The organism is Cellulomonas edaphi (genome assembly GCF_030362815.1).
In the GTDB taxonomy this organism is placed as follows: Bacteria; Actinomycetota; Actinomycetes; order Actinomycetales; family Cellulomonadaceae; genus Cellulomonas; species Cellulomonas edaphi.
On the sequence record NZ_JAUCGR010000001.1, the window covers coordinates 130,663 to 144,460 of the forward strand.

Annotated in this window: 12 protein-coding genes and 1 tRNA gene; 5 read left to right on the forward strand and 8 right to left on the reverse strand. The window is 73.1% G+C overall.

The window, feature by feature from the left end; all coding sequences use genetic code 11:
* Positions 1-33: 33 nt before the first annotated feature.
* Together QRT05_RS00660 and QRT05_RS00665 are read right to left on the reverse strand one after the other, a co-directional pair.
* Entirely contained in the window at positions 34-828 is a 795-nt protein-coding gene (locus QRT05_RS00660) for a tyrosine-protein phosphatase (RefSeq protein WP_289444226.1), read from the reverse strand.
* Positions 829-857: 29 nt separating this feature from the next.
* Positions 858-1,964, reverse strand: coding sequence for an LLM class flavin-dependent oxidoreductase (locus tag QRT05_RS00665; protein WP_289444227.1), 1,107 nt, complete (start codon positions 1,962-1,964; stop codon positions 858-860).
* Positions 1,965-2,239: 275 nt separating this feature from the next.
* On the opposite strand from QRT05_RS00665, the gene QRT05_RS00670 reads away from it, so the two are divergent.
* Positions 2,240-2,914, forward strand: coding sequence for a phosphatase PAP2 family protein (locus tag QRT05_RS00670; RefSeq protein ID WP_289444229.1), 675 nt, complete (start codon positions 2,240-2,242; stop codon positions 2,912-2,914).
* On the forward strand, positions 2,915-3,616 hold the full coding sequence (locus QRT05_RS00675) for a phosphatase PAP2 family protein (protein ID WP_289444230.1): 702 nt from the start codon (positions 2,915-2,917) through the stop codon (positions 3,614-3,616).
* A gap of 551 nt (positions 3,617-4,167) precedes the next feature.
* Here the strand turns inward: QRT05_RS00675 and QRT05_RS00680 are convergent.
* Positions 4,168-6,387, reverse strand: coding sequence for an esterase-like activity of phytase family protein (locus QRT05_RS00680; RefSeq protein ID WP_289444231.1), 2,220 nt, complete (start codon positions 6,385-6,387; stop codon positions 4,168-4,170).
* 135 nt (positions 6,388-6,522) lie between these two features.
* On the opposite strand from QRT05_RS00680, the gene QRT05_RS00685 reads away from it, so the two are divergent.
* On the forward strand, positions 6,523-7,353 hold the full coding sequence (locus tag QRT05_RS00685) for an alpha/beta fold hydrolase (RefSeq protein WP_289444232.1): 831 nt from the start codon (positions 6,523-6,525) through the stop codon (positions 7,351-7,353).
* Positions 7,354-7,357: 4 nt separating this feature from the next.
* Here QRT05_RS00685 and QRT05_RS00690 read toward each other — a convergent pair whose 3' ends face one another.
* The 4 genes from QRT05_RS00690 to QRT05_RS00705 all read right to left on the reverse strand — a co-directional run bounded on the left by QRT05_RS00690 (position 7,358) and on the right by QRT05_RS00705 (position 11,686).
* Positions 7,358-8,053, reverse strand: a complete 696-nt coding sequence (locus QRT05_RS00690) for an esterase/lipase family protein (RefSeq protein WP_289444233.1) — start codon at positions 8,051-8,053, stop codon at positions 7,358-7,360.
* On the reverse strand, positions 8,050-10,491 hold the full coding sequence (locus tag QRT05_RS00695; protein ID WP_289444234.1) for a lysylphosphatidylglycerol synthase transmembrane domain-containing protein: 2,442 nt from the start codon (positions 10,489-10,491) through the stop codon (positions 8,050-8,052). The genes QRT05_RS00690 and QRT05_RS00695 overlap by 4 nt, the downstream gene beginning before the upstream one ends.
* Positions 10,492-10,601: 110 nt before the next feature.
* Entirely contained in the window at positions 10,602-11,519 is a 918-nt protein-coding gene (locus QRT05_RS00700) for a pseudouridine synthase (protein WP_289444235.1), read from the reverse strand.
* Positions 11,520-11,596: 77 nt separating this feature from the next.
* Positions 11,597-11,686, reverse strand: a tRNA-Ser gene (locus tag QRT05_RS00705).
* 86 nt (positions 11,687-11,772) lie between these two features.
* On the opposite strand from QRT05_RS00705, the gene QRT05_RS00710 reads away from it, so the two are divergent.
* Complete coding sequence (locus QRT05_RS00710; RefSeq protein WP_289444236.1) at positions 11,773-12,627, forward strand: Sir2 family NAD-dependent protein deacetylase; 855 nt, start codon at positions 11,773-11,775, stop codon at positions 12,625-12,627.
* Here the strand turns inward: QRT05_RS00710 and tadA are convergent.
* Positions 12,559-13,059 (reverse strand): tRNA adenosine(34) deaminase TadA, encoded by a 501-nt coding sequence (gene tadA, locus QRT05_RS00715; RefSeq protein WP_289444237.1) that lies wholly within the window; start codon positions 13,057-13,059, stop codon positions 12,559-12,561. The genes QRT05_RS00710 and tadA overlap by 69 nt on opposite strands.
* Before the next feature lie 61 nt (positions 13,060-13,120).
* Here tadA and upp point away from each other — a divergent pair, with 61 nt between their 5' ends.
* Entirely contained in the window at positions 13,121-13,756 is a 636-nt protein-coding gene (upp, locus tag QRT05_RS00720; protein ID WP_289444239.1) for a uracil phosphoribosyltransferase, read from the forward strand.
* Positions 13,757-13,798 lie beyond the last annotated feature (42 nt).

The window sequence follows — 13,798 nt, forward strand, 5'->3', positions numbered from 1 at the left end:
GCAAGATCGGACATATCGGACCACCCGATCGGACTAACCGGCGCGCAGGGTCCTGCCCAGCGCCTCGATCTCGATCTCCGAGAGGCCCACGCCCTCGCGCAGGTAGCCCGCGAACGAGCCGTGCACGCGGTCCATCTCGTCGAACGCGGCCTGCAGGTAGTCGGCCCGCACCTCGAGCAGCGGCACGAGCACGCCGGGGTCGCCACCGCCGGCCTCGACCTGCGACAGCAGGGGCGCGTAGGCCGCGTGGACGGCGGGGTTCACCGCCAGGAACTCCTCGCTCGCCTGCTCACGCGTCACTCCCGCCGCCAGCAGCAGGATCGTCGCCGCCCAGCCCGTGCGGTCCTTGCCCGCCGTGCAGTGGAAGATCAGGGGGACACGCTCGGGGTCGACGACCAGGCGCACGAAGGCCGCGTACGCCTTGCGCGCGGACGCGCTGCTCACGAGCGCGCGGTAGGTGGTCCGCATCTGCTCGCCGAGGTCCACGCCGGCGAGGCCGTGCGCGAGTCCACCCGGCTGACCGAAGAGGGCGGCCACCTGAGCCGCGGCCCCCGTGGGCAGGTCCGCGAGCACGTCCAGCTCCACCAGCTGCGCTCCCGCGGGCACGCGGTCGGGGCGCGTGCGGCGCTCGTCGGCCGTGCGCAGGTCGACCACGGTGCGGATCGCCAGCGCCGCCAGGTCGGGGTCGTCGACGATCGCCTCGTCGACCAGCTCCGCTGAGCGGTACGCGACACCGGTGGCGACCCGGTGGCCGTCCGCCGTCCCCCGTCCCCCGATGTCACGCAGGTTGCCGAGATGCGCTGACGCGATGCGGTGCAGATCCGTCACACGGCGAGCCTAGACACCGAGGCGCGCGTTCACGCGCTGACCGCGAGAGCCTCCTGACCGGCCAGGCCGAGCGTGTCGCGCAGCGTGGTACCCGGGTAGAAGTCGCGGAACAGCCCGGCCGCCCGCAGCGCCGGCACGGTGTGCTCGACGAGCTCGTGGAGGTCGGTGCGCAGGGACGCCGGCCGCACCGTGAAGCCGTCCGCGGCGCCGCTCTCGACCCAGTCGCCCACGAGGTCGGCCAGGTCCTCGGCCGTGCCGGCGTGCACCAGCGAGGCCGCATCACCCGCGACCCCGTCGAGCTCGGCCACCAGCTCGAGCCGGGCGCGCGCGCTCGCCTCGTCGGCGGCCAGCACGACGAACGCGTCGACCAGCACGCGCACGTCGCGCGGGTCGCGGCCCGCGCCCGCCACCGCGTCGAGCACCTGTGCCGTGCGTGCCTGAGCCTCGGCCCGACCGGTGGCGCGGATGCGCACCACGTCGGCGAACCGGGCAGCCACATCGAGGGACCCCGCAGCGCCCAGTCGCACCACGATGGGCGGACGCCCCTGCGGCGGGGGCGGCGTGGCACCGCGCGCGCTGGCGGCGAAGTGGATGCCTTCGACGTCGACGTAGCTGCCCCGGCCCGCGAGCGCCGGCTGCGGCACGGCTCCGTCCCACCGGTCCCAGGACCGCAGCACCTGCTCCGCGGCGACGTCGAGGCGGTGGCCGCCGCTCGCCACGGCCGCAGCGACGTCGTCGCCCTGGTCGACGTCCGTGCCGCCCAGCTGCCACGCGGCGCGGCCGCCGCTCGCGCGATCGATCGACGCCACGGCCTGGGCCACGTCGCGCGGGTCGGTGTGGCGCGTGCCCACGCTCGCCACGAGCCCGATGCCCCGCGACCGCGGCCCCAGCCGAGCGGCGATCAGGGCGGGGTCGAGCCTGCCGCGCAGGGTCGTGTTGCGCGAGGCCTGCAGCGTGAAGTCGTCGTCGAACAGCACGAAGTCGAGCGTGCCGCGCTCGGCGAGGGCCACCAGCTCGAGCACGTGCGCGCCGTCGAACGGGCGCGCCGCCGTCGATCCGACGTCCTTCCAGGACGCGGCGCGGGCGCGGGTCTCGGTCAGGTCGAGGCCGATGTGGGCGTGGTTGAGGAAGGTCATGAGGGGATCCAGTCGGTCGCACGGGCGCGCTCGCGTCAGGAGACGGGCGCGATGGGTCGTCGGCTCAGCGACAACAGCGACAACAGGAGCGGGGCATGGAGGCGACGGTCACGGCGCATCCCCCTCGCTTTAATCCCGACTGATTCGGTAGGAAATGTATCCACGGCCGCTCGGCGATGTCAACGCGTGTCCACGCGGCTCGCCAAGACGCCCGCCGAGACGCCCGGCTAGACACTCGGCGCGCGCATCCGGCTCCGCGCCCATACCCTCCTGGCGTGCGCCGAGCCCGAATGCCGTGGCCCGCTCTCCTGCGAGCGGGTGGCCTCGCCCTGGCCGTCGGCCTGCCCGTCGCCGCCCTCGCCTACGTCGTGCGCTCCGACGTCGGCCCGATCGTGCGCTGGGACCGGCACGCGATCGTCGAGGCCACCGACTTCACGCGAGCCCACGCCGGGCTGAGGGACGCGCTGGTCACCTGGCAGCAGGCGTTCCAGCCCACGTGGGTCTACCTGGGCGGGTCGCTGGTGTGCCTGTGGGTGTGGCGTCGCCAGCACAAGCCCGGGCGCGCCCTGTGGGGGTTCGGCACGCTGATGGCCGCGTGGCTCATCGCGAACCTCGCCAAGGAGCTGGTGCGGCGCGCGCGCCCCGTCGTCGAGGACGCGCTGGTCCATGCCGGCGGCACGTCCTTCCCGTCCGGCCACGCGTTCGCCGCCGCGGCGACCGGCACCGCCGTCACCCTGCTGCTGTGGCCGTCGCTCGGTCCCCGTGCGCGGGTCGCGGTTCCCGCGGTGGCCGCCGCCCTCACCCTCGCGCAGAGCGCCGACCGCGTGCTGCTCGGCGCGCACTACCCGTCCGACGTCGTCGGCGGCATGCTGCTCGGCGCGGCCGTCTCGGGCGCGTCGTACCTCGGGTACCGCGGATGGACCGCGCCCCGCAACGAACCGGAGGCCTGAGTGAACACCTTCGTGCATCGCTACGAGCTGGACACCAGCCGACCGACGAGCCGCGAGTTCTGGCGCGACCTCGGCATGCGGGCGGCGCTCCCCGCCGTGGGGCTGTGGCTGGTCATCGTGGGCCTCGGGTTCCTCATCACCGGCCCGCTGGACAACCTGCCCGGCGAGAAGGCCGTCAGCGAGTGGTTCGTCTCGATCCGCACGCCCGCGCTCAACGACGTCACGTCCGTGATCAGCCAGATCGGCAACACCCCGATCGTCGTCACGCTGGCGTTCCTCACCATGGCCGCGCTGCTGATCTGGACCAGGCAGTGGTGGTTCGCGGTCATCCCGGGCCTGGCCATCGGCCTGCAGGCAGCGGTGTTCCTCACCTCCTCCCTCGTCGTGGGTCGCGAACGACCCGACGTCGACCACCTCGACGACGCGCCCCCCACCTCGAGCTACCCGAGCGGGCACACCGGGGCGTCGACCGCCCTGTACGTGACCCTGGCGCTCGTCGCCCAGCGCATCCCGAACCGCGCGCTGCGCGTGGTCGTCACGGTGCTGCTGCTGCTGGCGCCGCTGACGATGGGCACCGCCCGCCTCTACCGCGGCATGCACAGCCTGTCGGACGTGCTCGTCGGGCTCGCCAACGGCATCGTGTGCGCGCTGCTCGCCTGGAACTACCTGCGACGGGACGTGCGGAGCGCCTCGGCCGGGTGACGCACCGACCACGGACGATGATCGACGAGATGCCCCGCCGGCCCTGCTGGCGGGGCATTTCTCGTTCGTGCCCGGCGGCTGGGGGCTAACGTGACCGCGCGACCACGCCCAGGGGGACAGATGACGAGTGGTCGTACCGCAACGAGGGTCCCGTGCCTGTCGTCGTGCGCGTCGCGCCGGACGAGGGCGGCGACCTCCGGCTCGGTGCTCATCTGCACGCGATCCCCGCGGAAGGTGGCTCGTCGACCGCCGACACGGAGCTGCTGACGGTGGCACCCGGCAACAGTTCGGGGTGGTCTACTCCATGACCCTGGCGTGTGCCGGTTTCAGCGGGGTCCAGTCGGTCGGTACCTACGACGTCAGGCTCCATGTCACCCGGCTCGGACTGACCCGGACCGTCGAGGTCCCGACGCCGGGGTCGATGACCTACGGCATGACCCGAGCCCACCCCGAACCAGCCCCCCTGCCCCTGACCTGGCCCGACTCGGCATGTCCTTTCAGCGGAACCAGGCCGGATGCCCGCAGCAGGCCGCCGCGGGCATCCGAGCCGGTCAGCTCACGGCTGCCACCGCCACGTCCGGGTTGTCGCTGAACACCCCGTCCAGGCCGATGCGGACGAAGGCGCGGATCTCACCGGCGAGGTCCCCCACGCCGTTCGGGTCGGTGCCCACCCGGTACTCCGCGGGCAGGAACTGGTTCTCCCGGCGGAACGTCCACCCGTGCACCTCGAGGCCCACGCGGTGCGCGTGGCGGATCACGGTGGTCGGCGTGCCGAGCGTGCCGGCCGCCGTGCGCGGGATCATGAGGTCCTTGCACAGGCCGACGCCGTCGGCGTAGGTCGCGATCGAGGCCAGTCCCGGCGCGGTGACGAGCTCGCGGTACGTCCGGGGGTCACCGGCCGCCACGAGGTCGAACGGCGCGCCCGAGCAGTCCACCAGCTGCACCAGCGGGGCCCTGGTCAGGTGGGACAGCTCGCGCAGGTTGCCCGTCTCGAAGCTCTGCACCCGCACGGGCGCCTTGCGCCGGTCGAGGCCGTTGGCCTTGAGCTGCGCGACGAGGGGCTCCTCGAGCGAGAGCCCGAGCGAGTCGAAGTACGTCGGGTGCTTCGTCTCGGGGTAGACGCCCACCTGCTTGCCGTCGCAGGAGACCGAGTGCCGGGCCAGGTCGATCACCTCGTCCAGGGTCGGGATCTCGTACAGCCCGTCGAACGCCGTGTTGGCAGGTCGCACCTGAGGCAGACGCTCCTTCGCCCTCAGCGTCTTGAGCTGGGCGAACGTGAAGTCCTCCGTGAACCACCCCGTCAGGCTGCGCCCGTCGATGACCTTCGTGGTGCGCAGTGCGGCGAACTCGGGGTGGTCGGCCACGTTCGTGGTGCCGCCGATCTCGTTCTCGTGCCGAGCGACGAGCACGCCGTCCTTGGTGGAGACCACGTCGGGCTCGATGAAGTCGGCGCACATCCGGATCGCGGTCTCGTACGACGCGATCGTGTGCTCGGGCCTGTACCCGCTCGCCCCGCGGTGCCCGATGACGGTCGTCTCGCTCGCGCGCGGCGCGCGGACCCGGCGCAGGTCGACGATGGCCATCTCCGTGTCGTCGGGCTTGCCGGCGACCCGTGCCGCGTTGCCCGGGTAGTTGTTGTCGTTGGCGATCAGCAGCCGACCGTCGGCGAGCTGCACCACGGTCTCGAACGACTGCACGGGGAGCGAGAACGGGTCGCCCGTGCCGTAGCCGTCGCCCCCGCCGATGTGGTGCGGGTTGGCGATCTTCAACGCGTCGAGGACGAGCATCTTGCGGACGAAGCCGTCGACGTCGCGGCGATCGAGGTCCAGCGCGTAGACGCGCTTGATGACGGACGCCTCGCCCTGGAAGTCGTCGCGCTCGATGACGAGCATCCGGTGCCGGCCGGTGGCGAACGCATCGCCCACCACGTTCGCGTCCTGGTCGGTCTGGTACGCCCACGTCACGCCCGTGTAGCGCTGCGTGCGAGTGTCGAACTCGGAGATGGTGCGTCGACGCTGCAGCGGGTCGTCGACGAAGGCGCCCTCGGTGATCGGGTACAGGTAGCGACCGTCCTTCGAGCCGGCCATCGCCTCGAACCCTCGACTGGCCTTGATGCGCGGCGTCTCACCGGCTGCGAGGTACGGGTTCTGCGGCGACTTCCCGGCCGGGAAGGGCACCGGAACGGAGAGCAGCTTGCCCGTGGCGTCGACGTGCAGCAGGAACGGCCCGAACTCCTCGCCGATCCAGAAGCTCCCGTCCTTCTGGCGCACCACCGACTCGACGTCGAAGTCCGCGCCGGTCAGCAGCCGTTGCCTGGTGTCGCCGTGCACGATGGGGAAGTCGATGCGGTGGTCGGGGTCGCGCAACGAGATGAACGTGCCGACCTTGATCGCCCCGGCGCCACCGCGGTCCGTCTGCCACTTCGGGGTCACGTGGTACAGCCGAAGCAGGAAGTCCGCGGAGTTGGCCTTGCTGCCGAAGCCGTTGTCCGGCATCGCCCAGAACGTGCCGTCACCCGCATCGACCACGCCGGAGAACCCGGGGATCACCTGGCCGGCGAACGGCCCCGGGCGGCCGTTCGCGGGGGTGGCGAGCGCACCGGACTGCGGCCCGGCGGCGAGGTAGTCGGCGGACAGCGTCGCGCGCGCGACAAGTGTGGGCTGCACGACGGTGGGGCCCGGGCGGTCCGCGGCGACGGCGGGGGTCGCGATGGGCAGGAGGGCGGCGGCCACCGCGGTGGCCAGGACGGAGAGGGTCGCTCGTCTTCTCATGGGTCGACCGAACCTCTGCTCGACGACAGGCAGACGACCGCCCGGCGACATGAGGATGAAAGCGGCACACCGGGCAGGGACCGGCGCGCCGAGCAGGGCGTCGCGCGATCCGCGCTCGCCTGCCACCATCAGGGCATGGCGGCGGACGCAACGGGATGGAGCGAGAAGTCGCTCGAGGTCGACGGTCATCGCGTGGCGTACCGGGTGAGCACCCCGGTGGACGGTGCGACGCCCATCGTGCACGTGCACGGGTTCGCCATCTCGGGCGCCTACCTGATGCCCACGGCGCGGCGCCTGGCCGGCCGCGCCATGAACGTCGTGCCGGACCTGCCGGGGTACGGGCGCAGCGAGCGACGCGACTTCACGCTCGGCATCCCCGCCCTCGCGGTCGCCCTGGTGGAGATCCTGGACGCGCTCGAGCTCGAGCGCGTGGTGCTCGTCGGGAACTCGATGGGCTGCCCCGTCACGCTCGAGCTCGCCCACGCCGCGCCCGAGCGCGTCGACCGCCTCGTGCTCGTCTCGCCCGCCGGCGGCGTGCACAACCAGCCGTTCCGACGGGCCCTCAAGCAGCTCGCGGTCGACGGCGTGCGTGAGAGCCCGCGCATGGCCCGGATCGCCGTGCCGGACTACCTGAGGTTCGGGCCCGTCAACGCGTTCAACCTGTTCAGCGAGCTCACGCGGTTCCCGTCGCTCGACCGGCTGCTGCACACGCCCGTGCCGGCGCTCGCGGTGATCGGCAGCCGCGACCCGTTCATGGCGCCGCCGTACCGCGTGCGCGAGGTGGGTCGGCTCGCGCCCGACCACATCACCGTCGCGCTCATCGAGGGCGCCGCGCACGCGATCAACTTCAGCCATCCCGGCGAGCTGGCGCACGTCATCGAGTCGTGGCTCGACGGGGTCGAGATCGCCGACGACCCCGACGAGCCCGGCTTCACCCGCGTCCTGCAGCTGCCCCGCGACCCCTGAGCCGTCAGCCGACGCGCGCGAGGAGCAGCTCGACCAGCACCGGGTCGGTCATCGGACGGAAGTGACCGGGCGTCTCGAGGACCACGTCCACGGCTCCGGCCAGCTCGCTGCCCTCCGGCACGTGCGGGTCCCAGAAGCTGTGCGCCGACGTGATCCGGGCGTTGGCGCCGTGCTCGGTGGCCAGCGCGAGGATGGTGGCGTTGGTGGGCACGAACGCCCGCACCGCCCGCACGGGGAACCAGCGCGCGTAGCGTGAGCCGGCAAACGGGGTGTTCACCGCGATCAGCTCGGCGATGCGACCGTCGGGGTCCTCCTGCGCCATGGCCAGCTTGCCGATGAGCCCGCCCTTGCTGTGGGCCACGAGCGTCACGCCGCGCAGGTCACGGTCGGCCAGGTAGCGACCGAGCGCGGTCGCCGCGGCGGGGATGCTGCCGCGGTTCAGCCCCAGCTCGGGCATCGTGTGCACCGACGCGCCGCGCTGGTGCAGCAGGCGCGCCCACGGCAGCAGGAACCGCCACGGCTCGTACACCCCGGGCAGCAGCACCACCGTGGGCGCGCCCGCCGGGGCGCTCGCGAACGCCTCCGGGTGCGTGCGGGACAGCACCGCCACCGTCTGCCACCAGCCCACGGCGGTGTAGTCCAGCGCCCGCCACCAGAGCCGGCGCAGGGGGCCGGCGCGGCGGGCGACCGGGCTCGTCACACGTACTCCCGACGACGCAGCCAGCGCATCGCCGGAGCGCCCCAGATGGGCGGCAGGTAGAACGTGACCAGCCGGAACGTGATGGCGGTCGACACCGCGATCGCGCTCGGGATGCCGATCGCCTGGAGCCCCAGCGTGAAGCCGGCCTCGGCCACGCCCATGCCGCCCGGGATGGGCATGAGGCCGGAGAACAGGCTCACGGCCGTGTTGATGAGGATCAGCTGCGAGAAGTGCGCGCTCTCGCCGAACGCGTGCAGGCACAGCGCCAGCACGCAGGCCTGGAGCAACTGGACGCCCAGGTTGCCGCCGAGCATCGCCGCCACCTTGTCCGGCCGGCGCAGCACCCCCAGGGTCGACTGCGCGGCACGCGCCTGCTCCGTGAGCGCGCTGCGGATGCGCGGCACCGCCTCGCGCACGCGCCGGCGCAACCGGGGCACGGCGACGGTGACGATCACGACCACCAGCAGCAGCCCGGCCAGGACCGCCAGCAAGCCGGGGTCGGTCTCGCCGGACTCGGCCTCGCTGGGGCCGGTCAGCAGCTTCTCCGTGAACCCCGGCAGGCCGCTGACGAGGATGACGACGATCAGCACCATCTGCACCACGAAGCCGCTCACGCTGTCGATCACGCCGAACGAGACCGCGGCCGCGGCCGGGATGCCGAACTTCTGGAAGAACCGCACCTCGAGCGCCAGCCGAGCGGCGGACGCCGGGATGACGAGCGCGATGAACTGGATCGCGTACTGGAGCATCAGCACGGGCAGGTAGCGCAGGCGAGCGAGCGTCGCGCCCAGGGTCGCCCCGGCCGACGACACCTGGATGACGGGGGTCAGCAGCAGCGCCGCGAGCACCCAGGCCCAGTTGGCGGACGTCAAGGCGTCCGCGACGCTGGCGAAGTCGACGCCCGTGAGCAGCGTGACCACGAAGTAGACCACCAGCGCGACGACCACCAGCACGCCGATGGAGCGCGGCGTGACCCGGCGCAGGCGCTCGAGCGGCGGCTCCTCCACGCCGGCGGCCGCGACCGCGGTGGCCCGCAGCTCCTTGAGCGACCAGTTCTCCTCGCGCAGGTCCGTGCGGGTGTCGCGTCCCAGGGCGGCGGACTGCAGGTAGGGCAGCACCTCGGCGAGCCCGTCCGTGCCCAGGGTCGCCACCGCCGCAGCGACGGCGCGGTCCGGGTCGACGACCAGCGAGGTCGCGACGAGCAGCCGCGCCTGGTCGGTGCGCAGGTCGCCCTCGTCGGCGGCCTGACGGGCGGCGTCGAAGTCCGCGAGCGCGGCCGTGCCGTCCGTCCGGATCACCACGCGGTTGCCGTCGATCTGGCCGTGCGCGATCCCGGCGCGGTTGAGCCTGACCACGGCCTGCCACATCTCGCCCAGCAGCGCGTCGGTGAGCTGCTCGGGCTCGAGCTCCGCGAGCGTCGTCGCCGGGTTGCTCGTGACCAGCAGCGCGTCGCGCTGCACCGCGACACCCACGGCAACGACGTCGAGCGTCGGCACCTGCACCTGCGCCGCGAGCAGCGTGAGCAGGGCCTCGTGCTCGACGCGTGACCTCCTGCTGCTGCCCACGTGGGCCCTGCCGCCACGCCGGGTCAGGGCGGTCCACAGCGACCCCGCCACCTGGCTGTCCCACGCGTCGCGCCCGTACACCGTGACGCGCAGCGCGGTGCCGTCCGCCGTCTCGGCCAGCAGCACGGTGCTCGCGGACCCGTGCGTGGGCGCGGGTGCCACCCGCGTCACCGGCACGCCGAGGTCCGCGAGAGCCACCTGCACCTGCTCGTCGGTCAGCCTGCCCTGGGGGGTGCCCAGCAGCAGGTGCGTGATCGCGGCGGCGGCGGTGCCCACGGCGATCGCGGCAGCCGCCCCCAGCAGGTTGGTGGTGCCGAGCCCGATCGCCGCGAGCGCGCCGAGCCCGATCACCAGGCGGCTGGCGTAGCGCCAGGGCCGGGCCAGGTGCGGGGAGGCGACGACGACGACGGCCGTGAGGACCGCGATCCGGCTGGCGACGTAGACCACGGGTGGGCCGGACGCGACCAGCGCGTGGATGGTGTCGGACGGGTCCGTGCCCACGAGCGCCCCGACGAGCGTCGCCCCCGCGAGGGCCAGCACGGCCGCGGCCGCCTGGTCGACGAGCAGGCGTCGACGTCCCCGGCTCGCCGCGGGCAGCAGCACCAGCCACAGCCCCCACAGCGCCAGCAGGGCGTAGACGACGCTCCACAGCCACCCGAACACCGGTTCCAGCCAGGTGAGCAGGGTGGCGAGGGCGTCGTCGGCGCCGGAGGGTCCGGGCGCCGGCAGGCTCAGCAGGCCGAGGAACAGCAGCGAGGACAGGAGCAGGAGGACGTCGGTCGGCCGACGGAACCGCCGCGCGTCGGGCGACGAGGACCAGATGCGAGCCAGCGCACGCACGGTGGTGCGGGGCTGCTCCGACCGGACGGTCATCGACCCCTCCTGCACGCGGTGACGGACGTGGACCGGACTTCGCACCGGCTGGGTCGAAGGCTACTGGCGCGGGCGCGCTGCGCGCATGACCAGCGCGGACGGATCCGGGATCAGCTGCTCAACGGCAGCCGGCGCACGCTGCGGAACTCGCGCGCGCTGCCGTCGACCGGGTCGGCGAACGCGATCCGGCCCGCGAGCAGCTGCAGCGGACGGCTGAAGTCGTCGACGTCGACGTCCCGCACCACGGGGTACAGCGGGTCGTCGACGATCGGGATGCCGAGGCCGTGCAGGTGCAGACGCAGCTGGTGGGTGCGACCCGTCGCGGGCGTCAGCCGGTACACGCCGTGACCCTCCCGCTCCGACTCGAGCTCGATGCAGGTCTCGGCGTTGACGGGTGCCCCCGGTACCACCTCCGCCTGCCACGCGCCGCGCTCCTTGCGGATGTGGTTGCGCACGACGACGGGGAGCACCAGGTCCTCGCGCAGCGGAGCCAGCGCCCAGTAGGTCTTGTGCACCGCGCGGCGCTCGAACAGCGACTGGTAGGGACCGCGCCACCGGGGCTCGGTCGCCAGCATGAGCAGACCCGAGGTGACCCGGTCCAGACGGTGCAGCGGCGACAGGTCCGGTAGTCCCAGCTCGGCCCGCAGCCGCACGACGACGCTCTGCCGCACGTGCCGCCCGCGCGGGATGGAGGACAGGAACGGCGGCTTGTCGACCACCACGAGGCGCTCGTCCCGGTGCACGACGTGGATCGGCGAGGTCACCTCCGGCTCGTCGCGCAGGTCGCGGTGGAACCAGACGAAGCGGTGGTGCCGGAACGGCTCGTCGGCGAGCACCGGCCGGCCGTCCTGGTCGACGAACCGTTGCGCCGCGAGCATCCCGGCCACGTCCACGTGCTCGGGCAGCCGGTCGGCCAGCCACGCGCCCATGGTGAGCCACTCGTCCGTGCGCGACCGGTCCCGGTCCGGGGTGCGCAGCCACGCGGCGCTCAGGCCGTGCCGGGCGGGCAACGGGGAGCGAGGGGGCACGCGTCGATGCTACGGGCGGGCGAACGACTGAACCCCCCGCGAGAAGCCGCTGGGCTTCCTGCGAGGGGTTCGATCGATGGCGGTAGCGGTGGGATTTGAACCCACGGTGGACTTTCACCCACACACGCTTTCGAGGCGTGCTCCTTAGGCCGCTCGGACACGCTACCTCGCCGAGAAGGGTACCCGGTCGGGGCCGATGCTCCGAATCCGGCCGCCCGGGCGGGTGCGGGCGGCCTCGACGTACGGTGGATCGGTGACAGCCGAGGCCGACTTCGACGACGCGCTGGCCCTGCTCGCCGGCCGGCGGATCACGGTCCTCACCGGCGCCGGCGTCTCCACGGACTCCGGCATCCCCGACTACCGGGGGCCGGACTCCCCACCCCGAACTCCCATGACGTTCCAGCAGTTCACGGGCGACGAGGCCTTCCGCCGGCACTACTGGGCTCGCAACCACGTCGGCTGGCGGCACGTGCGCCGCACGCAACCCAACGAGGGGCATCGCGCGCTGGCGCGGCTCGAGGAGGCGGGCGTGGTGGTCGGGATCATCACGCAGAACGTGGACCTGCTGCACGAGGCCGCGGGCTCGCGCAACGTGATCGACCTGCACGGCCGGTACGACCGCGTGGTGTGCCTGCGCTGCGGGCACGTGATGAGCAGACGCGAGCTCGCCGACCGGCTCACCGCGCTGAACCCCCACTTCGCGCCCGAGTCGGTGGCCGACATCGAGATCGCGCCCGACGCCGACGCCGTCATCGAGCAGACCGCCGACTTCGTCGTGGCGGACTGCCCCGTCTGCGGCGGGATGCTCAAGCCCGACATCGTCTACTTCGGCGAGACGGTCCCGCGGGCCCGGGTCGACGCCGCGTACGCGATGGTCGACGAGGGCGACGTGCTGCTCGTGGCGGGCTCGTCGTTGACGGTGCAGAGCGGACTGAGGTTCGTACGGCACGCGGCCGGTGCCGACAAGCCGGTGGTGATCGTCAACCGCGGGGCGACGCGGGGTGACCGGTACGCCGCCGTGACCTTGCACGCCGGGACGTCAGAGACCCTCGTCGCCCTGGCCGGGCTCCTGCCGGCGGCCCTCGAAGAAGCGCACCAGCAGCGCTGAGCTCTCCTGCGCCCGGACGCCGCCCACCACCTCGACCCGGTGGTTGAGCCGACGGTCGCGCACCACGTCCCACTGCGAGCCGCACGCGCCGGCCTTCGGGTCCCACGCGCCGAGCACCAGGCGGGGCACGCGGGCCAGCACCGTGGCACCGGCGCACATGAGGCAGGGCTCGAGCGTGACCACGAGCGTGCAGTCGTCGAGCCGCCACCGACCGAGCGTCTGCGCGGCCTGCCGCAGCGCCACCACCTCGGCGTGCCCGGTCGGGTCGGCCGCGGCCTCGCGCACGTTGTGCCCGCGCCCGACGACCGCCCCGTCCGGACCCAGGACCACGGCACCCACCGGGACGTCGTCCGTGGCCAGCGCGAGGGCGGCCTCGGCCAACGCCTCCCCCATCGCCCAAGCGTCGGCGGGCGCCTCGGGTCGCGTGCTCATGTCGCCATGATCTCCTAGCCGGCACGCATCCCAGCAGGTGGACACCCGGTAGGTTGGCCCCATGCGCTTGCACGTCGCGAACCACCCCCTGGTCGACCACAAGCTCGCCGTCCTGCGGGACGTGAGCACCCACTCGGCCACGTTCCGCCTCCTGGTCGACGAGCTGGTGACCCTGCTCGCCTACGAGGCGACGCGTGACGTGCACATGCGCGAGGTGGAGATCACGACGCCGGTGACGACCACCACCGCGCGCAAGCTGGCCTCCCCGCGGCCCCTCGTCGTGCCGATCCTGCGTGCGGGCCTGGGCATGCTCGACGGCATGACCCGCCTGCTGCCCACGGCCGAGGTCGGCTTCCTGGGCATGCAGCGCGACGAGGAGACGCTCGAGGCGATCACGTACGCCAACCGCCTCCCCGACGACCTGTCGGGCCGGCAGTGCTTCCTGCTCGACCCGATGCTGGCCACGGGCGGCACCCTCGTGGCCGCGATCGACTACCTCCTGCAGCGCGGGGCGCGCGACGTCACCGCCGTGTGCCTGCTGGCCGCCCCGGAAGGGCTCAAGGTCGTCGAGGACTTCGTCGGCGAGCGGGCCGACGTCTCGGTCGTGGTGGCCGCCGTCGACGAGCGGCTCAACGACAAGGCCTACATCGTCCCCGGCCTGGGAGACGCGGGCGACCGCCTGTACGGCATCGTCTGAGCCATCCACCGCGTGAGACCGCGGGAGTAACCCCTTGGGTGC

Coding starts and splice junctions, on each gene's coding strand:
- QRT05_RS00665 (WP_289444227.1), bottom strand. CDS start 1,964: ATGACCTTCCTCAACCACGCCCACATCGGCCTCGACCTGACCGAGACC.
- QRT05_RS00680 (WP_289444231.1), bottom strand. CDS start 6,387: ATGAGAAGACGAGCGACCCTCTCCGTCCTGGCCACCGCGGTGGCCGCC.
- QRT05_RS00685 (WP_289444232.1), top strand. CDS start 6,523: ATGGCGGCGGACGCAACGGGATGGAGCGAGAAGTCGCTCGAGGTCGAC.
- QRT05_RS00695 (WP_289444234.1), bottom strand. CDS start 10,491: ATGACCGTCCGGTCGGAGCAGCCCCGCACCACCGTGCGTGCGCTGGCT.
- tadA (WP_289444237.1), bottom strand. CDS start 13,059: ATGAGCACGCGACCCGAGGCGCCCGCCGACGCTTGGGCGATGGGGGAG.
- upp (WP_289444239.1), top strand. CDS start 13,121: ATGCGCTTGCACGTCGCGAACCACCCCCTGGTCGACCACAAGCTCGCC.